The sequence below is a fragment of the Providencia sp. PROV189 genome, assembly GCF_028480065.1.
Classification (GTDB): Bacteria; Pseudomonadota; Gammaproteobacteria; order Enterobacterales; family Enterobacteriaceae; genus Providencia; species Providencia stuartii.
In genome coordinates this window covers 111741-137407 of the sequence record NZ_JAMPOG010000004.1, presented here as the reverse complement: position 1 = coordinate 137407, position 25667 = coordinate 111741, and the positions used below count along the sequence as shown (strand labels likewise).

Here is a 25667-nt window from a genome sequence, read left to right as displayed (position 1 = left end):
CTGTAAATACAGCATCAGCAACTCCCCTGTAACTCATTCTATGTATTCGCCTTTCATTAAATGTGGCCGTTTGGGCCGTTACCGAACGCAATAATAAAATGACTTAATGCTTGTTTCCCGTATTGGATCAGCATGCTCCATTTTTTAGAGGCCGACTCAATCACTAAATAAATCACTCTACGTACAGAATCATCGTTCAGGAAGAGTTTGCGTTTCTGAATTGCATGGCGGGTGAACGATATAATACGAGGATGTGAGGGTCTTAAGGCACTTAGGTATAATCTTGGATTGAAAAACGCTATTTTACAAATGAAAGATTATTAACTTATCGTAATTTTGAATATTTAAATAGAGTTAGTCTTAATTTATAATTATTTTTTACAGATAAACTTCAATTGCAATATTTTATTTTTAATTCAATAATTATATTAATCGTTTGGTGTTTAATTATTTTTATGAATGTAATTTATTCAATGGAATTGCCAAACCGATATGAAGTATTTTATTTATAAATGGATTTAATTAGTGTATTTAATACGGAGAATGATATTTATGGCTATGACAATTGAAGAAAGAAAAGCACAGCTAGAAAGAAAACAAACAACACAAGGATTGGGTGAGAACACGACAATAGGCGGAGATGCTACTAATCATGGCCGTAATAAAGGCATTATTGAAGGTGGCTTAGCTCACGATGGTGGGTTAGGTAATGGTAGAATTAAAGGTGGTAGCTCAATTAATAATAACCATAATGAAGATATTATTGAAGCTGGAGCCGCCATTAATCATGGTAAAAACAATGGTGATATCGGTGGGGGTCATAGCAGTAATTATGGTATAAACAAAAATACGTTAAAAGGCGGTTTAGCGAATAACGAATTTGGTTCGGTTAATACAAAATACTCTTATTTAAAAGGGGGGGATGCCGTCAGGGAACTACAGCGCTGTGTAGAAACTTATGATGGAAATCAAAAGCAGCTTAAAGCGATGAAAGACGATTTTGCCAAAATAAAAGAAAGTTTCAGTGATATGCAAGCTGACGGTAGCACGCTATCTCAATCGGAAAAAGATAGATATGAGACATTACTAAGAGAAAAAAATGAGGAAATTAAAAAATTAAATGAAGTTATAAGTAGTGACCTTGAGAAAATTGATAATTTGGTATCTCAATTGTCTGATAAAGATCAAGAGATAAAATCGATGGCAATAAAAATAAAACAAGCTATCGAAGATAAAAATAAACTTGAAGAGAGACTTGTTGATATCAATAAAAAAATAATTAAAGCAAATGACCGTATTGAAGCATTACAGTCGGATATCCATAATAAGGAATCTAAAATTGCTGAGTTAGAGCAGCAATTAAATGACGATTGTGCTAATAAAGAAGAGCTCAATAAAGCGATTGTATCATTGAAAAAAGAACTTAATGATACACAAGACAAATTAGAAAATAACCAATCCTTAATTTCAAAAAGAGAAGAAACCATTTCTCGTTTGAATATTAAAATCACCAAAATGGAAACAGAATACAGCCAAAAACAGCAGGAGTTTGGTAAAAAACTGGAAGTTCTTTTAGAGCAAATAGCTTCACTGGCTAATGAAGGTAAAGAAGAGCTATCGGATTCTATAGTGACGACGAGCAGCAAAACTACCACAGTGACAATTTCAAATACTGCCGATCCATTGGGAGATATTAAAGAGCAAATGGCTCCTGCTGTGACGGGCGGTAATGCTGAAAACCTAGGTATAAACTCAGGTACTATTAAAGCAGGCGATAGCAATAGCCAATCTATGGTGATGAAGAATGAGATAAATATTAATGTAGATGGTAAGGCGGACACGGTTGTAAGTACATTGAGAGAGTCAATCAGTTCAATGGGGAGTAGAATCGAAGGCGTTGCAAACGGCATTGTAAATGAGGTGAAGCAAAGAGCACAATCGGTATCGATGCTGGTTAAATCAGATATCGCGTAATCATAATAAAATTAACGAAACACAGGAGTCAGTATATTGCTGACTCCTGTTTTTTTATGACTTTAGCCAGTTTAAGTCGCGTTAACGTCTTAAACATAAAACCACCCGCTTTGCGGGTGGTTATGATTGCCTGAAACCTGCATCTATCCTAGTATTTACGTACTTAACTAAAATATGGTGATGTATGAAAAAGGGGTTGGTGTTAGGAATTTTTGCTGTCTCATTGGCTGGCTGCGGTGGGAAAGATGTAACGTATGATGGAGAATACGTCTGTATTATAGATCAGGATATAAACCGTGCTGCGGATCTAACGGGTAATGAATATGAATTCCCTAGTAATTTGTCAGAAGCCGTCATTGTGATTGACAATAGAGTAGTTACAGTAAAGGGAATGAATCTTGGAGATTATGTAACTCCAAGGCTTGAAGAGAAAAAAGGGAAAGAGGGTGATGAACTGTTCTATGATAAAGATGATGTTCATATTGGTTATATGAAAAGGTTAGGGATACTTTCATTCAGACTTCCTGACGGAAGCGGTCAAGTTTTAACAGGATGTAAAAGTAAATAACCTGAACTCGGGATAAGAAAAACAGAAAAGAAAGGAACTAAAAGCGGGAGTAAAAGTGGTTATTGATGCAGGGGGCGAATTAACCTTACAGGCAGCAGGGAACTTTGTTAAGATTGATGCTGGCGGAATTACATCTAGTAAAATGATTAATTTTGGTACTGGGGCACCTTCAAGTGGTGGGGGGGAAGGACAATTACCTGATGTTGTGAAAATATTAGGGACTTCAATCCCACAAAGTTCATTACCTGATATTCCTTTTATTCCTGAGAAAATATGTATTAGCTGTTTGATAAAAGCGGAAGAATATGGTGAAATTCTTGTGAAAAGGGAAAATAATGTATGATACCTAGAACTATGCATTTTTATTCTTTTTTTAAAGAATATCCTCAATATTGTAATGAGGATACAATTATACTTTTTTCTCTCACAACACGACAAAGTTGAACGGGTATGTTAAGTCAAAACGATTGGGGATTTAAAGGGGAAATAGTTACGTTTTTGTTCATCCATACTATGCCTGCTTTATGATAAGATTTCTCATATTAAAAGCAGGCATATAAAGTGACATTACTGTCGATTAAAAACAGGGTAATTATTCACAATGCGCCAATTTAATTGCTAGACCACCTTGTGACGTTTCACGATATTTGGCATTAATATCTTTACCCGTTTCATACATGGTTTCGATAACCTTATCTAAGCAAACTCGCGGGTCACTCACACGGCGTAATGCCATGCGTGCCGCGTTGACCGCTTTTACTGCGGCTATTGCATTACGTTCGATACAAGGCACTTGAACTTGTCCGCCAACAGGGTCACAAGTCAAGCCAAGGTTATGCTCCATCGCGATTTCTGCTGCTACACAAACTTGTTCTGGACTTCCTCCCATCAACTCGGCAAGGCCTGCTGCTGCCATTGAACAAGCGACACCGACCTCACCTTGGCAACCAACTTCTGCACCAGAGATAGAGGCATTCATTTTGTATAATGAGCCGATAACACCTGATACTAAGAAATAGCGAGTATAGGAGTTCTCATTTACAGGACGAATAAATTTGTCATAGTAAGCTAAAACGGCAGGGATAATGCCACATGCGCCATTAGTTGGCGCGGTGACAACACGGCCTCCCGCAGCATTCTCTTCGTTGACGGCTAAGGCGAACATATTGATCCAGTCAATTACTGCCATTGGGTCAATATTGGTATTATCGCTAGTCACAAGTTGACGGCGTAATGCTGCGGCACGACGAGGTACTCGTAGTGGCCCCGGTAATAACCCTTCGGTGGTGACGCCACGCTCAATACCCGCCTTCATGACATCCCAGACAGCCGCTAAATATTGATGGATTTCTTCTTTACTGTGTATGGCTAACTCATTTTGCATCACGAGAGCAGAAAGGGATAGGCCTGTCTCTTTACAATGCTTTTGTAAATCTGCTGCATATTTATAGGGATAGGGAACTTGTACTGATTGTTCAGTCGATTGACCAAAATGCTCCTCATCGACAATAAAACCCCCACCGATAGAGTAGTAGGTCTTTTTGTAGATCACGTTATTATCGGCATTAAATGCACTAATGGTCATGCCATTTTCATGTAAAGGTAAATTGGTTGAATGGAAATTCATCCCGCCTTCAATGGGGAAGTCAACCTCATGCTGCCCTTGAGCCAACAGCAATTTACCACTTTGCTCAACGTGACGGATAAAGTTGGGTATGGCATCAATATCAACAGTATCAGGTAAGTTACCAGCGAGACCCATAATAATCGCGATATCAGTTGCGTGTCCTTTCCCTGTCAATGATAAAGAACCATAGACATCAACCGCAATTCGTGAGGTGGCTGTCAGAAGGTTTTGTTGGATTAAATCCTCAACAAATTGTTTACCCGCTTTCATCGGGCCGACGGTGTGGGAGCTAGATGGACCAATACCAATCTTGAAGATATCAAATACGCTAATCATATTCAGCGCTTCCTATATAAAGTCTTAATTTCTTAGGCATGTGATGCCGTATCTTCCGGCATCTTATTTGAGAAGGGGAGGCATACCCGCCGGAGTGGATCCCGCCTCCCGATAAAGGCTGACTTAGAAGAACAACTTATAAGTTGCGGCTGAGATAGCAATCAAACCCATGATAACGATAAATGCATTGCTTAACTTACCTGAGTACTTACGCATTGCTGGAACTTTACTGATAGCATACATAGGCATTAAGAACAGTAAGATAGCAATGATTGGGCCACCTAGACTTTCGATGATATCCAGTACGCCAGGGTTTAATGTTGCCACTAACCAAGTGGTGACTAACATGAAGATAGCTGTACCACGATTCAATTTACGAACGTCAATTGTTTTGCCTTTCGCACGATAAGCGCGCTCAACGAGGCCATTAAAGCCTTCTCGTGCACCTAAATAGTGTCCGAGGAATGATTTAATTATAGCAACGAAAGCGATAATTGCGGCAGCAAATTTGATGAAAGGTTGATCAAAGTAACCAGATAAGTAGTCAAGGATACTAATGTTCAGTTTTTTTGCTTGAGCCAAATCTGCCGAAGACAGGGTGAACACGCAGCTAAACACAAAGAACATAACAGTGAATACCATTAAGATGTGTGCAGATGCGAGGATACGTGAGCATTTTTGTTCAGCCTGTGCACCATATTCTTCACGCTTCGCTACAGAGAACGCTGAAATGATAGGTGAATGGTTGAATGCGAACACCATAACAGGAATGGTTAACCAGATAGTCACCCAGATACTCTGACCGCCACTGTGTTTTGCCGCTTCTGTGATGCCCTCTATGGTTAAGGTATCAAGTACCGCACCATTCCAATGGGGGATCATATATAAAGAGAAAGCGAGTAGCACGGCGATAAATGGGAACACCAGCATACTCATCACTTTAACAATATATTTTTCACCGAATGCCACAATGGCCATGATGCCACCCACCAAAACCAACGCTAGCAACCAACGTGGTGGTGCGGTAAAGCCCATGAGTTCTGTCAGGAATTTGTGCACATTATTGGTGATAGAAACACCATACACCAAGAGGATTGGATAAATTGCAAAGAAATAGAGCAGGGTGATCCAGTTACCCGCAGTACGTCCAAAATGTTCTTCAACCACTTCAGTGATATCACCTTCAGGCTTTGAACCTGAAAGAACAAAGCGTGTTAAACCACGGTGAGCGAAGAAGGTCATTGGAAAAGCGAGTACTAACATCAACAGGACGGGAAGTAGGCCGCTCATTCCTGCATTAATAGGTAGGAACAAGACTCCAGCACCGATAGCTGTACCATATAAACCAAGCATCCATACAGTATCTGTTTTACGCCAAGCAAGGGCATTTCCAATTTGCGAGGCTGTTTTATCGATGGAACCAACTCGAGTTGTATCCATAATAGTCTCCGAAATAAAAGTCAAAAAATAGGCATCTCGGTGAAGGCATAAGCCATCACTGATGTTTTAATCTTTTGGTACGAACAAATTATCGCCAAATATAATGTGCAGTTTTGTTTCTACCTAACAATCTGATTGGAAATAAATATAAAACTGATAGTAAATTTATTTTCAATCAGTTTTGTTAGTTTTGTAGGTAGATTTGATAAACCACTTTTGATGGTGCAAATGTACCTATTTTTAGTATAAATCACCGTGATCATACTCTCAAAAGAGAAAAATGTCTTTAACGTGATTATTTTTCGATTTTTATAAAATTGTTAAGAAATTTACCTTAAGATTAATAAGGGGAGGGAGGCTTTTAATATCGGAGAATAACCAATGGGGAGTAGTTATGTGTCAATTTATATTTGTGTGGAGGAATATTATTATATTAATGAATAGAATGGATTTATTGAAGTAGTAGGAAAATGAATTAAATCCAGAAATTAATATTGAATCAAAACCAATTATACACTGTTTTTGAGTTATTTAACTTGTTGTTTTCAGTGTGTTTATTTTTTTTGTTATAGTTGTTTACTTAGTGATTAATTATTATTTTTTTAGTTTTTTTATTCTAAAGACATTAATGAATAATAAGATGGTTTAAAGAGCAGTTGAATACTTATTTTTCGAAGGAAAAAATAATTAAAAAGCGTAACAAAATATTTGTTAATTAAATGTTGTTTATTCTGGTGGTGAAAAGGCTTTTTTATTCATTTTTAGAATGGAAAAATAAAACTAAATATTGATTCAACGCAAAATTTAAATTGTTTAAGTACTGGCGTAAATAACGCCAGTACTGATTAATGAAAAAATTAGGGTTGTACCCAGCCTTTGCGAATAAGAACTGAAAATATGATTTGGTAAAGATGTGTGAGCGGGGCTTGGATTTTATGGCCGATAAGTCCCCAAAGAATTTGGGCTAAACCACACGCGATAAGACCCAAGATAAATGCCCCTATCATATCTAAAGGCCAGTGGACGCCTAAATAGATACGTGACCATGCAATTGCAATAGCGGGAACGAGCATCAATAAACCAACCCATGTTCTTAGCCAGAACAAAAATGCGAAAACAAAGGTAAAGACGATAGTACCGTGATTGCTAGGGAAAGAAGCGGTTGGCTCGTGCTCAAGGAAATTGGTGCCTATTCCCATAACAAAAGGGCGTTCATGAGGTGCAACTAAGCCAATCAACCATGAAATAAACAGACCGATCACTAAGGCGTATGCTGTTTTGCAGACGAATGCTCTTTGGCGGGTCATATCCTGTTTGGCACCCCATAACCAGCATGCCGCAGTAAACAGAGGGAAAAGGAGAATTAAGCGTTTAGCGATAACGGTTGCAAGTGCGATAGTACCACTTGCAGACGCTGGGGCCGCATTAATGAGATTAAAGAGATCTTGATTAAGTTGTTCCAGCACGGGTGTATACCTCAGAAAATGGGTGATAAATAAGACGATAAAGCGAGAGAGTAAAGTCTCTTACATGGCAGGTAAAGTGCCTTTATCTTAATATTACTTAAATAGAGCGATAAGTTGACGTTTTGTTGATGATTTACTCAATAGCGATAAGACAAATTTAAGGCGCGATAAAGGAATAGCTTATGTGGTTTCAAAAAGAGATAAGATTAACAGCAAAAAGCAGAGGGTTTCATCTAGTGACCGATGAGTTGTTACAACAGCTTCCTGAGTTGAAACAGATCCAAGTTGGGCTGCTGAATATCTTTATTCAACATACATCGGCTTCACTGACAATCAATGAAAATGCAGACTATACGGTAAGACAGGATTTTGAAAGCTTCTTTAACCATGCTGTTCCTGAAGATGAGCCTTATTATCAGCATAACTATGAAGGAAGTGATGATATGCCTGCCCATCTTAAAGCGAGTATTTTAGGCGCGAGTTTGGTTATTCCTGTGAGTCGAGGACGTCTGAACATGGGGACATGGCAAGGAATTTACCTATGTGAACATCGAAATTATGGTGGGGAACGCAAAATAGTTCTGACATTGCAAGGGGAATAGAACGGTTAAGCAATAAAAAACCCGATAGCGATAAAACGTAAGTTGGCTATCGGGCTCCTCAATATGGGGACATCAAAGAAAAGCAGTGGCATAAATTAAGACCCCCCCTAAATAAGAAAGTTCGCATAGAGAAAAAAAATTTGCTTTATTTTTTAGCAATAGGAAGGAAATAGCACAAATTGAGAAAGGAAGCGACTCGGATTAGAGACTGAGCCGCCCATGGGGATTATTGCTTATTTATAGAGATCGAGGTGCTCTTTTGCGTAAGCTTCGAAATCAGTGCAGCCGCCGATGTGTTTCTCATCGATAAAAATTTGTGGCACAGTCAGCACTTCTTTACCGACTGTTTTAGATAGATCTTCTTTGGTGAGGCCTTCTGCTTGAATATCGACGTAGCGGTAGTCAAAGTCATCGCGGTCATTTTTCAGTTTTTCAGCTAACTCTTTAGCACGAACACAGTATGGGCAGCCAGGGCGACCAAAAATCACAGTGTACATAGTATCTCCTATAAGACTAACACAGTTTTTTTATCCACAATGCCCAATACTATGCCTCCATACTCGTCATACTTCAAGATGCAGCTTTGTTGATTTGTCTTTGTCACCGTGCACTTATTGAGGGGAATAATAAGGTGAATGATTTGCCAGACAATAAGCTAGAAATAAATGGTGATTTTACCTTTTGCTAGTATAGCTCTGATGCAGAATCCGCTAGTATATGGGGTATACTGCATCGCTAAACAATACCCCGTTGTAGTGCTGTTTATTCGGTAGGGGGTATATAGTTATTGTTCTAGAAGGGGACTTGATGAATAAGAAACCACAGCGAGAAATGCGTTCGCTATCCGATCTTCCTAAGCCGATTCTCATCTTAGAAGCAGTAGGGATTTTACTGCTTATTGTTGTCTTACTTGCGATGAATGGCTATCTGACCTTACCTGAGCCATTGATGCAGAAAAATGTTTTAGTCGCGATTGTTATGGTTGGGATTGGTTGTTTGATACCAGCCACTATCAATATTGTTTGGCGAGCGATACATGGATTAAGCTTTCTTGGTATTGATAATCAAAACTCATCTAGGCCGGGAAGAAAGAAAAAGCAAGATGACGATGATGATAAAGAGGAGAAAAAGGGGGAGTGAGCATGGTTTTACTGGTGTTTTCACCACCAATGTGTGAAAATTATCCGCTTTTCTAGCCAAAAAAATTCGGTTTGGTTAGGTAAGTGTTATTCTATTAGTTTTTATTTGAGTTGAAGAAGGTTATTACCCATGGATTCTATTTGTTACCCTGACATATCACAGCTTCGTGAATGGCTTGATCAACTCAAAACCTCTTATTTCGAGTGTGATTCTTGTGCTGCTCTACATTTGCCGCATATGCAAAATATAGAGGGCATTTTTGATGCCAAACTCGACATTATTAATAATGTTCTTGTCCTTTCCGCTCTGGCGGAGCTTAAGCCAACGGCGATCGTGACTTTAGTGGCCAATATCAGCCAAATCAACGCTAGCTCACTGACAGCGAAAGTCTTTCTTGAAATTAATAATGAAAACTTACCTAAGTTAATCGTCAGCCAATCCTTCTCGCTTGAAGCTGGGATGACTTATCGCCAATTTTGCCATTTCTTACAGCAAGCAGAAGATCAAATATCATCGATCATTTTTGAAATTTATAGCAATAATTTGTTGTATTCGAACCAAGATGAGTTTGATGAAGAAACTGTTGACCTTGATATTGATGATAACCCTTCCGTAACGCTCCATTAAATTTTTATATTATGCATTGTGAGAAATATGAGGCAGGCGAATGTCGTTCCTGTCAATGGCTTGAACTACCAGCTGATCAACAACTCAAACTAAAACAGGAAAACCTAGTTTCTTTATTACCAATGGTGACTGCCGACGCATTTCAATCGCCAGTTGCCAGCCCTTTATCAGGGTTTCGTAATAAAGCCAAAATGGTGGTGAGTGGAAGTGTCGAAAAACCAATATTGGGCATTGTGAATTCACAAGGGCAGGCAATTAGTTTAACGGATTGTCCGCTTTATCCTGAGCCATTTTCAGCCGTTTTTGATGTCATTAAACCTTTTATTGCGCGAGCAGGTTTAACGCCTTATAACATTGAACGTAAACGTGGCGAATTAAAATACCTATTATTAACGCAAAGCCAGCATACGGGTGAGTTTCTGTTGCGATTTGTCTTGCGTTCAGAAAAAAAAGTTGAGCAGCTAAAAAATGCGTTACCGTGGTTGCAGCAGCAATTACCCCAATTGGCGGTGATCACGGTTAATTTGCAGCCTGTCCATATGGCGATATTAGAAGGCGAACAAGAAATTTATCTCACTGAGCAGCAGGTTTTACGGGAACAGCTAAATCAAGTGCCACTGTTTATACGGCCGCACAGTTTTTTTCAAACGAACCCTGTTGTGGCTGCTCGGTTATATCAAACAGCGCGTGAGTGGGTTAAAAAGCTTAATATCACTAGCTTATGGGATCTTTTCTGCGGTGTTGGCGGATTTGGCTTACATTGTGCGGAAAAGCAAACTCAGTTAACGGGAATTGAAATTAGTGCTCCTGCGATCGCTTGTGCCAAGCAATCAGCGCAAGAGCTTGGACTACAACATGTTGAGTTTCAAGCATTAGATTCAACGAAGTTTGCAACGGCTAAAGGAAATATTCCTCAATTGGTATTAGTCAATCCACCTAGGAGAGGCATAGGTAAAGAGTTATGTGAATATCTTTCGACTATGCGGCCTAACTATATTTTATATTCAAGCTGTAATGCTCAGACCATGGCAAAAGATATTGAGCAATTGGAAGGCTATGCTGTGAGTAAGGTGCAGTTGTTTGATATGTTCCCACATACTGCGCACTACGAAGTGATTGCATTATTAGTCAAAAACTAAACAACTTACCTAGCGAATTATTTAGAACATTTTTATTAATCGAATAGTGTGATAATTAAAGCAGCTTATTAAAAGATAAGCTGCCGGATAATGTTAATTAGAAATGATAGGTGACACCCAATAAAATATCATTAGACTGAGCTTTAATTTTGGATTTAAAGGTGCAGCCATCTTCGATAGCGGTAACTCAAATCCATTGACAGATTGTCATTAACGGCATATTGAACCTCTAAACCTAAGCGCCAAGCAAAATTGTTTTTCGTTTTAGATTTAGACAATGAACATCATCCGTTAATCTCCCTTCGGGATCCCATTCTCTATATTGATAGCTGGAATTATATTTAAGGTTGGTCAAGCCGATACCTGCACGAATATACGGGGTAATTTTCGCTATTTACCTGTTGATTGCTATCAACAACAATCAAGCAGGAACACAACGTGGTTTGTGGAGAACGTCATCAAGTACCATCGTACGGTGGAAAATTATGTCTCAACCTTACTTGATTGTGGTTTTACCCTTGAAGGGTTGAAAGAGCCTAAACCGCTTGCTAGTGCGCTAAAAGAGCCTCCTGATCTTGAACGCTATACCCGTTATGCACCATTTTTAGTGTTAAAAGCGGTAAAACGCTAGCCCTGATGGTGAATCAAACAGACTGCTGATAACACGAAGAGGGAAAAACTAGGGTTTTATCCCTGTTTATCAGCAAGCCTCAAGGGCTTATTTTCATAAGCCCTTTTATGACTGCGATAGGTTAAATTCAAAAATAAAATGGGTTAGTTCCTTTGCTCAAATGCAAGAGCGTGACGTTCAATAAATCGCATGATGATCGTCAAAATTGCGTTAACAACGAGGTAGATGATCCCCGCAGCCACAAATGCCATTACATCCCAACTTTGACCAAATACTTGGCTACTGTAACCCATAATATCCATCATCGTGATCGTACTGGCGAGTGAGGTACTTTTAAAGATTAATACCACTTCGTTCGAATAAGATGATAAAGAGCGTTTAAACGCATAGGGAAGAATAATCCGCATGGTCTGGGCTTTAGACATACCTAATGCTTGGCATGATTGCCATTGCCCAGATGGAATTGCTTTTACGGCACCATGAAAGAGTAATGTTGAGTAAGCAGCACTATTGAGGGCTAATGCAATCATCGCACATACCCAAGGCGTTGAAATAAACTCCCACAGTACAGGATAGTTTTGTAATGATTTAAATTGGCTAGGGCCATTATAAATCAGGAAGAACTGCACCAATAATGGTGTGCCGGTAAATAGGGTAATATAGACTTTGACGGCTTGCGAAATAATTGGCGTTTTTAATGACAAAATGAGCGTAAATAATACGGCCAATATAAATGCCACAAATAATGCGCTGAAGGTTAACGATAAGCTCGTTGGTAAGCCAGGTAAAATATCGAGAATTAAATCAATCATTGCGATTCACCTCTTTCAAAGCGAGTTGTACGCAATTCAATTCGTTTCAAAATAACTTGGCTTAATAAGGTAATCGCAAGATAGATAAGCCCTACAATAGCGTACCATGTAAAAGGTTCATGGGTACGGTTAACAATGGTCTTAGTCTGTAACATAAGATCATTAACACTGATTAAAGAAACCAGTGCGGTATCTTTGAGTAATACCAGCCATTGGTTGCCCAAGCCGGGCAGCGCATGACGCCACATTTGTGGCATGATAAAACGAAAGAATATGGTTCGTTTGGTTAATCCAAGCGCTAAACCTGCTTCCCACTGCCCATAAGGTACCGCTTTTAAGGCACCGCGTAGGGTTTGTGATGCGTAGGACGCATAGAGAAGGGCTAATGCAACCACACCGCAAGCGAAGGGGGTAAAGTCAAACTCACCGCTGTCTGCAAAGAAAATGCTCGGATCAATCTGTAAGGTGGTTTGCCAGAAACCCAGATTGATCTCTATCCCATCACCTAAAATATTAATCAGTTGCAGTGTGCCGAAATAGACAAATAACACAACCAGCAGTTCAGGTAGACCGCGGATCAAGGTGACCCAGCACGTTCCTAAAAAAGCGATAGGTTTAAAACGCACGGACTCCCATGCCGTAAATAACATGGCGAGGATCAGGCCCAATATGAGAGCAGAAACAGCAAGGCCGACGGTGATACCGGCGGCACTTGTTAGAAAAAGAAAATTGTTCATTAACAGTATCGATTATTGTTCAAACCATTTTTTATAGATAACGTCATAAGTTCCATCAGCTTTTACTTCTGCCAATGCCTTATTCATTTTATCTAACAACTCTTTATTACCTTTACGAACCGCGATACCTAAGCCGATACCAAAGTACTGTGGATCAGTGACTTTTTCACCAACAGGCGCTAAGTTTTCGTTGCCTTTGGCTTTTAGCCATTCGTCAGCAACAGCAGTATCACCGAACACAGCATCAATACGACCATTTTGCAGATCAAGGATAGCTGATTGGTAGTTATCATAAGGAACGGTCGTCATATCCTTATGCTGTTCCATGATATATTTTTGGTGAGTTGTGCCATTTTGAACGCCAATTTTTTTCCCTTTTAACTGATCAACAGAAGAGACTTTCTCTTTAATGGCAATAAACTCAGCCGAATTAGGGTAATAAGTGTCGGTGAAGTCCACTTGTTTTTGGCGATCAGGCGTAATATCAATACCTGCCATCAATGCTTCAAAACGACGGAATTTCAAACTTGGGATCAAGCTATCGAAAGATTGATGGGTGAATGTGCAAGTTGCATTCATTTTTTCACACATCGCATTGGCAAGGTCGACGTCAAAACCCACGATTTGGTTGTTTTTGTCAAACATTTCAAATGGGGCATAAGTCGCTTCTGTTGCAAAACGGATGGTCTCTTTTTCCGCCGCAGTTGCAGATAGGGTTACAGCGCCAAGTAGTGCAGCTAATATAATTTTTTTCATTGCTTAATCCTATATCTATTAGTGTGACAGATAATTTGCAAATGCTTCAGTTTGAGGTGCTGTGAAATGGCTGGCATCCCCTTGTTCAACAATATGACCGTTTTCCATATACACCACACGGCTAGCGGCTTTACGGGCAATCTCAACTTCATGAGTCACGATTACCTGTGTAATTCCTGTTGCAGACAACTCGCGAATGATATCGACGACTTGTGCTGTAATCTCGGGGTCAAGGGCTGCCGTTGGTTCATCAAATAGCAGAACTTGTGGTTCCATCATCAATGCACGAGCAATGGCAACACGTTGCTGTTGGCCGCCAGATAAATGCAAAGGGAAACGCGTTGCAAATTGTGTTAATCGCAAACGTTCTAATAATTTTTCCGCTTTTGCTTTTGCTTCTTGACGTGACAGCTTTAAAACTCGGCACGGCGCTTCAATTAAATTATCCATGACGGTGAGATGAGGCCATAGATTGTATTGTTGAAAAACCATTCCGACATTTTGACGTAATGCACGGATAGCTTTGGCATCAGGGGTTGAGGCAAAATCAAAATTTTGACCTGCAATGTTAAGTACACCTGAACGTGGCATCTCCAACAAATTCAGTACACGTAGCAAAGAGCTTTTGCCTGCACCGCTAGGCCCGAGTAATACCATGGTTTCTCCGGCAGGGCACTCTAAGTTGATATCAAAGAGCGCCTGATGAGAGCCGTAAAAACAGTTTATATTTTTTAATTGAATGCTCATGCTTACCAATAATACCTTGTTTAACTGACACAGATATTAATCCTGTAAGCATATTTATGCAATAATATATGCATAAAAATTTGGTTTTTTGTTATTAAGCAATCATCATTTTGGCGGCTGTTGCCCAGTTGATGACTTGCCTGCAAGTTGTTTATCCCGCTCAAACGCCAATTCACTAATACGTTTAGCCATGCCTTTAAAAATAAATAGATGGGCAGGCATCATGGCAAACCAATAGAGCAACCCACTAAATCCTGCGGGGTGCCACCATGCACGTACATCAATTGAACGGCGGCTACCGCTATCGTGAATGGTGAAAGTCAGGCGGCCTAGCCCAGGCGCTTTCATCCCAAAGAGCAGGCTAAGCTGTTTATTAGGCTCCAGATTAATGACGCGCCAACCATCAATCTCATCACCTAATTGCAGCTCTTCACGAGCGGGGCGACCATATTTCACTTTGTTTAACATCATGTCATCCATAATGGCACGGGTTTTCCAAAGTGCGTTGGCATAAAAATAGCCGTTTTTACCCCCGATTTGCTGCACAACATGCCATAGCGACTCTGTACTTGCCGAAGTACCGAGTGTGGCACCGGCCTGTTTAGGGTAAAAACCATAACCCGGTCGCCAGCGTTTTTTGACTTCAGGATCATAACCCCAATCTGCATTGTCGATAGCATCGGCTTCTTGAGCTAAGGTGGTTTTGACCGCCTCATCAAATGAAACCAACGTTTGTGGGATCAGTTCGCGTAAGGCTTTATCGTCGGCAGGCAGGTCATGCTGCAATCCTTGGATCAACTCTTTAGCAATTGCCGGAGGAACTGAGGTGATCAAACTGATGAAGTGGACGGAGATCATGCTAATAGGAATAGGGATAGGGATCAGCAATCTACGCTTACCGCTGATTTTTATAAAGCGCTTGAATAGCTCTTGGTAGCTCATGTACTCAGGGCCACCCGCATCGTAAATTTTACTTTCAGTCACAGGGCGTTTTGCTAATTCAGTTAAGTAATGCAGTATGTTACTCAGCGCAATAGGTGAAGACTTTGAACGTACCCAACGCGGTGGGGTTAAGATAGCGAGGTTGTAAACCATATCACGCATGATCTCAAAAGCCGCCGATCCTGAGCCAACGATGATTGCTGAGCGGATCTCTGTGACTGGCACCTGACTCTCACGTAAAATCTCCCCTGTTAATCGACGAGAGATCAAATGTTGAGAATAGCTGTGACCATGTTGTAGTGAACTGAGATAAATAACATGCTTAACATTCGATTGATCAAGTGCTTGCTGAACATGGCGAGCCGCCGTGCGCTCACGTTCAATCAGGTTGGCATGATCAGCCATGCTATGAACGAGGAAATAGACAATATCGATCTCCTTCATCACGTCTTTGAGTGTTTCAGGGTCTTGCAGATCAACATAAACACATTGTGTATCTTGCCAGCCTTGTGAGAGCATCCAATCCACCCGCCTAGCAGCGGCTGTCACTTGATAGCCTTGCTTAATTAATTCGGGGATTAAATTTTGCCCAATATAGCCACTGGCGCCCAATACTAAAACACGTTGCTTTTCGTTCATCTTGGTTTCCTGTTTCACTCTCATCTGTCGCTATTGTGACTGAAATTCTACTTATGTAAAGTGCTGTTAATTATAGTCATTTTAGGACTTGCCACTTATCTATCATGTTATAAATAAGTGGCAATCTGTGAGTGAAATATAGCTAAGTGAAAAATGCCATTAAGATCGGGGTAACGAGGCTGAGCACGAAACCATGCACAATAGCGGCCGGTACGATAGAGACGCCACCACTTCGCTGGAGGACTGGGAGGGTAAAATCCATTGATGTTGAGCCGCAAATACCTAATGCGGTTGAGCGGTAGCGGTTAATAATTAAAGGGATCAACATAATCGCAGCGAGTTCACGGGCGAGGTCATTAAAGAACGCGGCGCTCCCCATGACAGGGCCATAGGCATCGGTTAATACAATCCCTGTTAATGAGTACCAGCCAAACCCAGAGGCCAATGCTAGCCCCATTTTTACGGGTAAACCTAGTAATAATGCGGCAATTGCGCCACCAGCTAGCGCGCTGATTGCCATCACAAAGGCGATTGTGGTTCCTCGGCGGTTAACTAAGATTTGTTTAATACTCATGCCACTATTGCGAAGTTGCAGGCCGACAAGAAGCAGTAACATCATTAACGCAATTTGGCTGCCTTTATCGGCATAGTGCAGGAAATCAAATCCAGTTAAGCCAACTAAGAAACCAATCAATAGCACACCACACAGTTGCAATGATTCAAATACCATTTTTAAACGTGATGGAGGCTTTTCTTGTTTATGCTTAGGGATTTTCCAAGGATCTAACTTATCTAATAGCAGTAGTGAGATAAGGTTAAGTGAAAATATACAACCAAAGAATGTGAGTGCGTAGATTAAAATTGAAAATAGGTGAACACTTAAGTTTTCAAGTAAAGCGAGTGTAATCCCCATTAAAAAGAGAATGATATAAACCATTGAATTTAACGCTCGATGTATAATATCTAAAATCTTTTTATTTTTTATAGGGATAAGATAACCTAGCGTTAACGGTAGTAAAATAATGAGTAGTCCTGAATACATTTTGCATCCTTATAATTATCCCATTAACAAGGGGTTATATATTAATTATTATATTTGATATTAATTTCATTTATTTGCTGTTTTATCAGTCTGGCAGATGGTTCTAAGATAGCGTCTTTTTCTCCAGTTATGGCTAAAAAATAGGATAAAAAGACTAAAAAATAAAGTTTAACTATTTTATAACACTATAAATGGAGGCTCAACTTAGTCAGCTCTATTGTTATCTGCCGTTGATACGTCGTCAAGTGGCTTTACGGACGAGCCAGCCGCGTCTGTTGCCGAAATACAACTTTAGTTATTGAGTGTAAAAATATATTTAATTTTCGAGCTGTCTTATAGTCATACCAGCAGTTAAGAGGTAAGCTCTAAAAATAGATTAATAGCAAGGAGAGGGTGTATGTATCTGGAACGAGTGGAAATCTACGGTTTTAGAGGGATTAACCGGCTCTCATTAGCTTTAAATAACAATACGGTGTTAATTGGTGAAAACTCATGGGGAAAGTCGAGCCTTTTGGATGCACTGACGATTTTACTTTCGCCTGAACAAGAAAATTACCAATTTAATAAGCATGATTTTCATCATCCAACAGGGGATGATGCCTCTCGATTTCGCTCATTGCAGATAGTGTTGAAATTTTGTGAAAACCGCCCAGGCCGACATCGCTCATTTCGCTTTCGTAATCTTACCTCCGTTTGGGTCGATAACGGTGATGATCTTAAGCATATCTTTTACCGCGTTAGTGCTGAACTAAAAGAAGACGGCAGCATTAGCGTTGACCGCAGTTTCCTCAATGCAGGGGGAAATAAGTTGTCATTGGATAATGTCGGTAAATATATCAAAGAAATTATTCGCTTATATCCAGTGATCCGTTTGCGTGATGCCCGTTTTTTGCGCACATTAAATACTGAGACGATTGTTGCGGGTGAAAAAGAGGTACGCGATATTTTTAACTCGCGAATGGAAGAGCTGACTCGTGCATTAATCAATAATCCGCAACGCTTGAGCGACGAGGAGTTGGTTGAAGGGGTGGATGCGATGCAGCAACTGCTCAGTCATTATTTTGCGGGGCAAAGTAACCATCTGTTTCAAGAGCATAAAGCAGCAATTAAGTTTGAACCACGCAAAAGAGGCTGGCATGCTTTAGATAATATTAGCCGTATTATTGCAAAACCAAATCAGCGTAATATCCGTTTAATTATCTTAGGCATGTTTTCTTCTTTATTGCAGTCAAAAGGCAATATCCAACTCGATAAATATGCACGCCCTTTGGTTATTGTAGAAGACCCCGAAACACGCCTGCATCCAATTATGTTGTCGATTGCTTGGGGCCTACTCAATCTCTTTTCTTTACAACGCTTGACCACAACGAACTCCGGGGAGCTTCTGTCGCAAGTGCCGATTGAAAATCTTTGCCGCTTGGTGCGCGATTCCGGCAAAGTTTCGGCTTATCGCTTAGGTGAGAATGAGCTATCTGCGGAGGAAATTCGGAAAATCTCCTTTCACATCCGCTTTAACCGGCCATCAGCGATGTTTGCGCGTTGTTGGTTATTGGTTGAAGGCGAGACTGAAATTTGGTTAATGAATGAGTTAGCGCGGCAGTGTAACTATTACTTTGAAACAGAAGGCATCAAAGTGATTGAGTTTGCACAAAGCGGTCTTAAGCCTTTGTTAAAGTTTGCCAGCAAAATGGGTATAGAATGGCATACACTTGTTGATGGCGATGAGGCTGGTAAGAAGTATGCCGCCACCGCGCTGAGTTACGCTGAAAAAATGCATGACACGGAACGAGACCGATTAACTCGATTGCCGGCACCGGATATGGAGCATTTTTTATATCGCGAAGGATTTAAACATCTTTATCATGAGATATCAGGGATACCGGATAACGCGAAAGTTTCGACTCGACGTGTGATTATTAAAGCAATTTCCAAAACATCCAAACCTGATCTTGCTATCGCTATTGTCAATCGAGCAGCAGAATTAGGGCCAGATTCTATCCCATCACAACTCAAAAATATGTTTTCTCGGGTAGCGTGGTTAGCAAGAGGTAAAGCTTACTAAATTATTCACGAATGCTCGGCTAAATAGGTAAATTTTATGAGGGGGCGTAGCCCTCTCTTTATTGGTATAGGTATAGATTGAATGAGAGCAAATTCACGTAAGAAGTGGCTGGTTTCTTTACTGGTTATTTTAATTGCGATTGGTATCGCATTCTTTTTTTTCACGGAAGATAAAAAAGAGGCTTTTCAAACAGTCGCAGTGGCCCGAGGTGATCTCAATAAACAAGTTCAAGCAACAGGTAAACTGGATGCTGTGCGCAAAGTTGATGTCGGTGCGCAGGTCAGTGGGCAGCTACAAACTCTGTATGTTCAAGAGGGAGATAAAGTCAAAAAAGGTGATTTGCTGGCGGTCATTGATCCACAAAAAGCACAAAACGACGTGACAGAATCTCAAGAAACGATCCATGAGCTGGAATCACATTTGGCGTTAGCGAAAGCAGAGTTACGCTTAGCTGAAGTGACTTATCAACGCCAATTGAGTTTATCTAAGCTCCAAGCCGTCTCAAAACAAGATTTAGATAAAGCGCAAACGGATGTCGCTGTGAAAAAGGCGCAGGTGGCAACATATCAGGCGCAAATTAAGCGCAACCAAGCGACCTTAGATACGGCAAAAACAAACTTGAAATATACACAAATTACCGCGCCAATGGATGGTATTGTCACGTTTATCAAAACATTACAAGGTCAAACAGTGATAGCGGCTCAGGAAGCGCCAACCATTCTGACATTAGCTGATTTGAATACAATGTTAGTTAAAGCTGAAGTGTCAGAGGCGGATGTTATTCATCTTAAACCGGGTCAGGCAGCGTCATTTACTGTATTGGGCGCGCCAGATAAACGCTTCTCAGGGGTGTTGAAAGATATTTTACCGACTCCTGAAAAAATCAACGATGCTATTTTTTATTATGCACGTTTTGAAGTGCCCAACCCCCAGCATTTACTGAAATTACAAATGACGGCACAGGTCAAAATTGATCTTGAATCGCATAAAAATGTATTACTTTTACCGCTCTCTGCTTTAGGGGATGAAGTTTCCCCGCAAATTTATGAGGTAGAAGTGTTGCAGGGAGAACAGGCTGAAAAACGGCAAATAAAAATCGGTAGCCGTAATGATGTATATGTTGAAGTCACTGATGGACTAAAAGAAGGCGAACAGGTGATCACCGGCCGTAACGCGGAGAGTTAATATGTCAGCCTTATTAGAACTTAGAGGGATCACGCGACGTTATCCTGCTGGTGAAACAGAAATTACGGTATTGAAAAATATTTCATTAACTGTTGATACTGGGGAAATGGTGGCCATTATTGGTGCATCTGGCTCGGGGAAATCAACTTTAATGAATATCATCGGCTGTTTGGATAAACCTAGCTCAGGGGAATACTTTGTTGCTCAGCAAAATATTTCTCAGCTTGATAACGATCAGCTAGCTGAGTTACGCCGTGAACACTTTGGCTTTATTTTCCAGCGCTACCATCTACTTAGCCATTTAACGGCTGAGCAAAATGTTGAAGTTCCCGCCATTTACGCGGGGGCAGGTAAGACTCAACGCCGTAAAAAAGCCATTGAATTATTAGCGAAACTCGGGCTTGGTGAACGAACAGAATACCGACCAAGTCAGTTATCGGGAGGGCAACAACAGCGGGTAAGTATCGCGCGTGCGTTGATGAATGGTGGTCAAGTTATCCTTGCTGATGAGCCAACTGGTGCCCTTGATAGCCACTCTGGTGAAGAGGTAATGAAAATCCTCAAAGAATTATGTGCGCAGGGGCACACCGTTATTATTGTTACCCATGACCCCAAAGTCGCTCAGCAGGCTGAACGCATTATTGAAATTAAAGATGGCGAAATTATTAGTGACTCAGGCTCTGCTAAAGCTCCAAACGTACCTTCATTGGAGAAAACATCACCTAGGAAAATGTCGTTAGGGCAAATCTATGGACGGTTTAGCGAAGCACTGTTAATGGCTTGGCGCGCCATGGTGGTTAATAAAATGCGCACACTACTCACCATGTTAGGCATTATCATCGGTATTGCGTCAGTCGTCTCTATTATGGTGATCGGTGATGCCGCTCAAAGCATGGTTCTCAATGATATAAAATCAATCGGCACGAATACCATTTCGGTTTACCCTGGGGAGGATTTTGGTAGTGATGATGCAGAGAATCGGCAATCTTTAAAGCCATCCGATGTTGACGCCATTGCCAAGCAACCTTATGTGCAAGCCGTATCGGGGGAGTTATCTAAATCAACTCGATTGCGTAAGGGGAATTTAGATGCTTCAGCCCAGTTATTAGGGGTTGGGCGTGATTATTTTCAGGTCTACGCTGAAAAGTTTTCCGAAGGGATGAACTTTACTGCAGATATGGTAGAGCGTAGGGCGCAAGTGGTTGTGATTGATGCGAACACAAAACGTCGCTTTTTTCCTAACCAAAAGCAAGTGGTAGGAGAAACCATCTTGATTGGGAATATGCCAGCTACCGTCATTGGTGTTCTCGCGGAGCAAAAATCAATTTTTGGTTCAAGTAATTCGCTGTCAGTGTGGCTGCCGGATACGACGGTAAATAGCAAAATCTTAAATCGACCTTACTTGGATAGTATTGTCGTAAGGGTTAAAGAGGGGGTTGATGCCAAAACAGCGGAGCAACAGATCACCCGCTTATTGACATTGCGACACGGTAAGAAGGACGTTTTTACTTACAATATTGATACGCTTGTGAAAACAGCGGAGAAAACCACTCGTACCATGCAACTGTTTCTAACCTTGGTCGCTGTTATTTCGCTGGTGGTTGGTGGTATAGGCGTGATGAACATCATGTTAGTTTCCGTTACTGAGAGGACCCGAGAAATTGGTATCCGTATGGCGGTTGGTGCGCGCACAAGTGATGTGATGCAGCAATTTTTGATTGAAGCGGTACTGGTCTGCTTGATTGGTGGGTTAATGGGGATTGGGCTTTCCTATGGCATTAGTGTCATGGCACAAATGGCGTTGCCCGGCTGGACTTTCGTTTTTCAACCTATGGCGCTGATCAGTGCATTTATCTGTTCGACAGCAATTGGTATCATTTTTGGATTCTTACCCGCGCGAAGTGCAGCAAGATTAAACCCTATTGATGCATTAGCAAGAGAGTAGTAAGAGATCTATCTGTATTTTTTCAAGTACCTCTGTAATGGTCAGAGGTACTTCAACATCCTTATTTTTATATCAATTTATCTCCCCAGCCTTTAGTTTTCCCGTTATAGTTATATCTACATACACAAAAAGCTATGTAAAAAGTTAAATTCTACTTGCGATTTGGTATCGAACATGGATATCATTTGTCTCGTAGAATAAATGAAACCTAGTTCCATAAAATGGAATAAATAAAATAAAGCCAATAAACTTAATAGCAAAGATCCACACAGCAGGAATACTAAATGGCGAATAAAACAGGTGAAGATTATTCTCTGGCTCGGGTGCCCTTCAGTGCTCGCAGGCCATTCTACGAAGTTCTTATAATCCGAATTGGCTCACTAGCCTGTGTATCTCAGGTGATGTTAGGTGCAGCACTGGGTTATGGACTGACGTTTTGGCAAGCGTTTTGGGCCACAATGTTAGGTTCAGTGATTTTACAAGTTGTTAGCTGGGCTTTAGGTGCAGCTGCGTGCCGTGAAGGAATGTCAATCAGTCTACTATCAAGGTGGTCTGGATTTGGTAAGTTAGGCTCTGCTTTAATCGGTGGCGCAATTGCGATTTCACTGATGGGCTGGTTTGGCGTACAAAATGGCTTCTTTGCGGATGGAATGTATAAAGCGACGAATGTGCTAACACCAGGGACTTGGTCGCTTATTACAGGTATCGCGGTGACGATTATTACGGTATATGGGTATCGCTTTTTATCTATTACCGCAAATATATCAACGCCGCTATTTTTACTCGCATTAGCTTGGGCAACCTATAGCTTGCTTTCTGGGCAAGATATCGGAGCGCTTATTAATCGCACTGAACCTGCGGGGGCTTTTATGACTCTACCAGCAGCCATTACGATGGTTGCTGGTGGGTTTATTATTTCAGCTATCACAACGCCCGATATTAGTCGTTTCATGAAAAGCCCGAAAGAGGTTTTTTGGATGACCCTTATCGGGACTTTTTTTGGTGAGCTGTTAGTCAATATGATTTCAGTGTTGATGGCACTTGCCCTGCGTACCAATGAAGTCTTTGACCTAATGTTGACGTTAACTGGGTTGGTTGGAGCATCGATCGTTATCTTCTCCACTATCAAAATGAATGATATTAACCTCTACTCTTCATCACTAGGTTTATCGACTTTATTGAATGCCATCTTCAAAAAACGGTTTGACCGTCGTTATCTAACGTGGGTTATCGGCATTTTGGGTACGATCGCCTCGATGCTCGGTATTTTAGATAATTTTGTGGGTTTTCTGATTTATTTAGGTATAGCAATCCCACCTGTGGCGGGGATCATGGTGGTTGATTATTATTTATTAAAGCGTGATCGGCGTGAGTTAGATACAACCAGAGCAGCGGGTGAACTTCCAACTCTGTGTGAAGCAGTTAATCCCATTACGTTGGTTGTTTGGGCTATTGCTGTTGTTGTCGGTTGGCTAAGCTCGGCATTAGGCCCTTGGGATACTGATTTTGGTGTGCCAGCGCTTAACTCTTTGCTAGTTAGCGGAGTCCTTTATTGGATGATGATGCTGCTGCAAGCTCGAATAAAAGGTGTCGATACGCTGCAATTTCGTAAAGTTAACCATTTAGATTAAGGATGAGAGCAATGGATCATAGCAGCGTTAAAGTTGCTCTTGCGCAATTTAACTCTTTACTTGGTCAAAAGCAGCATAATTTAGAGCGGATGGCCACATTCTGCCATCAAGCTGCGGAGCAAGGTGCCAAATTAATCTGTTTTCCTGAACTCGCTACAACAGGCTATCGAGGCGATTTGCTTGCGACCCAACTATGGGATCTCAGCGATGATGAAGGCAGCGAAACCTATCGCTTGTTTAGCGCACTAGCGACGCAATTGGATCTCACTATTGTTAGTGGCTTTGCTGAACGTGGAAGCTACTTAGGCGAGGTTTATAACGCTGTTGGGGTGTGGAATCCAGGTTGTGAAGATGTCAGCGGGGTCTACCGTAAGGTCCACGCATTTGGCATTGAAAAACAATGGTTTAGCAGTGGTAATAGCTATCCGGTATTTGATACTCCATTCGGTAAGATTGGTGTGATGATCTGTTACGACATGGGGTTTCCTGAGGTGGCTCGTATCTTAACCTTAAATGGCGCTGAATTGCTGCTCGTGCCTTCTGCATGGCGTATTCAAGATAAGGATATGTGGGATATCAATACCGCGTGCCGCGCTTTGGAGAATGGTAGCCACTTATTAGCAGTTAACCGTTGGGGGAATGAGGAAGATCTTCATTTATTTGGCGGTAGTAAGATTGTAGGGCCTCGTGGGCAAGTGTTAAGTGAAGCCAGTTGTGATGGTGAAACGTTGCTCATTGGTGAGGTTGATTTTCGTGTTCAGGCTCATACGCGTTTGAACATTCCTTATTTAAGAGATAGAAAACCACAAAGCTATGAGGCGTTGGTGCAGAATTCTCAGGTTACAGGTGAGTTATGAGTATTCTCTCAAGTGTTGTCGATGTATATCGGTTGTTTCTTCGCTCTGGCGATGAACTGACGGTGACAACGTTAGTGAATGAATTGGGAATGCCAAAAAGCTCAGCATCACGTTTATTAAAACAGATGGCAGAGCATGGTTTGCTCGAAAAGAAAAATGATGCGCCCATTTATCGTCCGGGGCTGATCATTATGGAGTTAGCGCATCGCGCTCGGGGTATGAACCCGTTGATTGATATGGCGCTTGAATCACTCGATGAACTGACCAAAGAAACGGGGTTCACCACTTATGTCTCTTTAAGAGACAAAGATAAGGTAAGAGTCGTGCATGCACGTATTGGTAATAGCATGCTTCAAGTGATCACTCAGCCGGGAACAAAATTGCCTATAGCGGGAACTTCTACAGGTAAAGCGTTATTAGCTCGTTACTCTTTGAGTGAACGTGAAGTGATCATTTGCCAAGAGCCGCAAGAAAAGCAAGACAAGCTACGCCAAGAGTTAAATCAAATTGAGGAACGAGGCTGGGCATTTTCAATTAATGAGTCCGTTCCGGGGGTCGCCTCTGTCTCAAGTACCGTGTATGACCCTGCGCAAGGTACACTCTATGCCTTATGTTTGAGTTTACCTGCATCGCAAATTACCTCTGAATTATTGGCGCAATTAGCGACAAAAATATGTCATAAGGCATCCTACCTTGGCAGTATGGTAGGTGACCCTTATTGGTTAAAACGTAGTAGTGAATCATAAAATAAAAATATTATAT

At 41.0% G+C, this 25667-nt stretch carries 24 protein-coding genes and 1 pseudogene; 14 read left to right on the top strand and 11 right to left on the bottom strand.

From position 1 onward, the window contains the following. Window positions 1–56: 56 nt before the first annotated feature. Window positions 57–239: pseudogene (locus PR833_RS02950) on the bottom strand (IS256 family transposase); the annotation flags it as partial. 313 nt (window positions 240–552) lie between these two features. On the opposite strand from PR833_RS02950, the gene PR833_RS02945 reads away from it, so the two are divergent. The 3 genes from PR833_RS02945 to PR833_RS02935 all read left to right on the top strand — a co-directional run bounded on the left by PR833_RS02945 (window position 553) and on the right by PR833_RS02935 (window position 2885). After that, window positions 553–1974, top strand: coding sequence for a hypothetical protein (locus tag PR833_RS02945; RefSeq protein WP_272525868.1), 1422 nt, complete (start codon window positions 553–555; stop codon window positions 1972–1974). 184 nt (window positions 1975–2158) lie between these two features. Then, complete coding sequence (locus PR833_RS02940) at window positions 2159–2542, top strand: hypothetical protein (protein ID WP_004918027.1); 384 nt, start codon at window positions 2159–2161, stop codon at window positions 2540–2542. A 55-nt stretch (window positions 2543–2597) separates the two neighbouring features. Further along, complete coding sequence (locus tag PR833_RS02935; protein ID WP_004918029.1) at window positions 2598–2885, top strand: hypothetical protein; 288 nt, start codon at window positions 2598–2600, stop codon at window positions 2883–2885. A 249-nt stretch (window positions 2886–3134) separates the two neighbouring features. Here the strand turns inward: PR833_RS02935 and PR833_RS02930 are convergent, their stop codons facing one another. The 3 genes from PR833_RS02930 to ybjG all read right to left on the bottom strand — a co-directional run bounded on the left by PR833_RS02930 (window position 3135) and on the right by ybjG (window position 7411). Further along, complete coding sequence (locus PR833_RS02930) at window positions 3135–4505, bottom strand: L-serine ammonia-lyase (RefSeq protein ID WP_036943586.1); 1371 nt, start codon at window positions 4503–4505, stop codon at window positions 3135–3137. 123 nt (window positions 4506–4628) lie between these two features. Beyond that, the gene (locus PR833_RS02925) at window positions 4629–5945 is read right to left on the bottom strand and encodes a serine/threonine transporter (RefSeq protein WP_014657823.1); all 1317 of its coding nucleotides are present in this window, start codon (window positions 5943–5945) and stop codon (window positions 4629–4631) included. Between the two features lie 857 nt (window positions 5946–6802). Continuing rightward, on the bottom strand, window positions 6803–7411 hold the full coding sequence (gene ybjG, locus PR833_RS02920; protein ID WP_004918034.1) for an undecaprenyl-diphosphate phosphatase: 609 nt from the start codon (window positions 7409–7411) through the stop codon (window positions 6803–6805). A 182-nt stretch (window positions 7412–7593) separates the two neighbouring features. Between ybjG and PR833_RS02915 the strand changes: the two genes are divergently transcribed. After that, window positions 7594–8013 (top strand): secondary thiamine-phosphate synthase enzyme YjbQ, encoded by a 420-nt coding sequence (locus PR833_RS02915; RefSeq protein ID WP_004918036.1) that lies wholly within the window; start codon window positions 7594–7596, stop codon window positions 8011–8013. A gap of 233 nt (window positions 8014–8246) precedes the next feature. On the opposite strand, the gene PR833_RS02910 is transcribed toward PR833_RS02915, so the two are convergent. Beyond that, a complete protein-coding gene (locus PR833_RS02910; RefSeq protein WP_004918038.1) occupies window positions 8247–8510 on the bottom strand; it encodes a GrxA family glutaredoxin in 264 nt (87 codons plus the stop codon). A 310-nt stretch (window positions 8511–8820) separates the two neighbouring features. Here PR833_RS02910 and PR833_RS02905 point away from each other — a divergent pair, with 310 nt between their 5' ends. The 4 genes from PR833_RS02905 to PR833_RS02890 all read left to right on the top strand — a co-directional run bounded on the left by PR833_RS02905 (window position 8821) and on the right by PR833_RS02890 (window position 11550). Beyond that, complete coding sequence (locus PR833_RS02905; protein WP_004918040.1) at window positions 8821–9153, top strand: DUF1418 family protein; 333 nt, start codon at window positions 8821–8823, stop codon at window positions 9151–9153. 129 nt (window positions 9154–9282) lie between these two features. Next, window positions 9283–9780, top strand: coding sequence for a YbjN domain-containing protein (locus tag PR833_RS02900; protein WP_004918042.1), 498 nt, complete (start codon window positions 9283–9285; stop codon window positions 9778–9780). Between the two features lie 11 nt (window positions 9781–9791). Then, window positions 9792–10919, top strand: coding sequence for a 23S rRNA (uracil(747)-C(5))-methyltransferase RlmC (rlmC, locus tag PR833_RS02895; RefSeq protein WP_072502941.1), 1128 nt, complete (start codon window positions 9792–9794; stop codon window positions 10917–10919). 322 nt (window positions 10920–11241) lie between these two features. Further along, window positions 11242–11550, top strand: a complete 309-nt coding sequence (locus PR833_RS02890; RefSeq protein ID WP_272525867.1) for a hypothetical protein — start codon at window positions 11242–11244, stop codon at window positions 11548–11550. A gap of 143 nt (window positions 11551–11693) precedes the next feature. Here the strand turns inward: PR833_RS02890 and artM are convergent, their stop codons facing one another. The 6 genes from artM to PR833_RS02860 form a co-directional block, all read right to left on the bottom strand. After that, window positions 11694–12362: an arginine ABC transporter permease ArtM gene (gene artM / locus PR833_RS02885; protein WP_004918049.1), complete on the bottom strand. Its 669-nt coding sequence runs from the start codon at window positions 12360–12362 to the stop codon at window positions 11694–11696. Beyond that, the gene (artQ, locus tag PR833_RS02880; RefSeq protein ID WP_004918050.1) at window positions 12359–13099 is read right to left on the bottom strand and encodes an arginine ABC transporter permease ArtQ; all 741 of its coding nucleotides are present in this window, start codon (window positions 13097–13099) and stop codon (window positions 12359–12361) included. The genes artM and artQ overlap by 4 nt, the downstream gene beginning before the upstream one ends. Before the next feature lie 12 nt (window positions 13100–13111). Beyond that, complete coding sequence (artJ, locus tag PR833_RS02875) at window positions 13112–13855, bottom strand: arginine ABC transporter substrate-binding protein (RefSeq protein WP_004918052.1); 744 nt, start codon at window positions 13853–13855, stop codon at window positions 13112–13114. An 18-nt stretch (window positions 13856–13873) separates the two neighbouring features. Continuing rightward, window positions 13874–14602 carry an arginine ABC transporter ATP-binding protein ArtP gene (gene artP / locus PR833_RS02870; RefSeq protein WP_004918053.1) on the bottom strand — a complete coding sequence of 243 codons (729 nt, stop codon included), beginning with the start codon at window positions 14600–14602 and terminating at the stop codon, window positions 13874–13876. 105 nt (window positions 14603–14707) lie between these two features. Next, a complete protein-coding gene (locus PR833_RS02865) occupies window positions 14708–16183 on the bottom strand; it encodes a DUF2867 domain-containing protein (RefSeq protein ID WP_014657826.1) in 1476 nt (491 codons plus the stop codon). A gap of 142 nt (window positions 16184–16325) precedes the next feature. Beyond that, on the bottom strand, window positions 16326–17225 hold the full coding sequence (locus PR833_RS02860) for a lysine exporter LysO family protein (RefSeq protein ID WP_004918058.1): 900 nt from the start codon (window positions 17223–17225) through the stop codon (window positions 16326–16328). A gap of 397 nt (window positions 17226–17622) precedes the next feature. Here PR833_RS02860 and PR833_RS02855 point away from each other — a divergent pair, with 397 nt between their 5' ends. The 6 genes from PR833_RS02855 (at window position 17623) to PR833_RS02830 (ending at window position 25651) form a co-directional block, all read left to right on the top strand. Beyond that, a complete protein-coding gene (locus tag PR833_RS02855; protein ID WP_004918060.1) occupies window positions 17623–19287 on the top strand; it encodes a DUF2813 domain-containing protein in 1665 nt (554 codons plus the stop codon). Window positions 19288–19368: 81 nt separating this feature from the next. Beyond that, window positions 19369–20472 carry a macrolide transporter subunit MacA gene (gene macA / locus PR833_RS02850; RefSeq protein ID WP_004918062.1) on the top strand — a complete coding sequence of 368 codons (1104 nt, stop codon included), beginning with the start codon at window positions 19369–19371 and terminating at the stop codon, window positions 20470–20472. A 1-nt stretch (window position 20473) separates the two neighbouring features. Further along, complete coding sequence (gene macB, locus PR833_RS02845; protein WP_272525866.1) at window positions 20474–22417, top strand: macrolide ABC transporter ATP-binding protein/permease MacB; 1944 nt, start codon at window positions 20474–20476, stop codon at window positions 22415–22417. Window positions 22418–22701: 284 nt separating this feature from the next. Continuing rightward, on the top strand, window positions 22702–24048 hold the full coding sequence (locus PR833_RS02840; protein ID WP_014657827.1) for a purine-cytosine permease family protein: 1347 nt from the start codon (window positions 22702–22704) through the stop codon (window positions 24046–24048). A gap of 11 nt (window positions 24049–24059) precedes the next feature. Continuing rightward, window positions 24060–24905, top strand: a complete 846-nt coding sequence (locus PR833_RS02835) for a nitrilase-related carbon-nitrogen hydrolase (RefSeq protein ID WP_272525865.1) — start codon at window positions 24060–24062, stop codon at window positions 24903–24905. Continuing rightward, window positions 24902–25651: an IclR family transcriptional regulator gene (locus tag PR833_RS02830; protein WP_004918066.1), complete on the top strand. Its 750-nt coding sequence runs from the start codon at window positions 24902–24904 to the stop codon at window positions 25649–25651. Before PR833_RS02835 ends, PR833_RS02830 begins: the two co-directional genes overlap by 4 nt. Window positions 25652–25667: the final 16 nt, after the last annotated feature.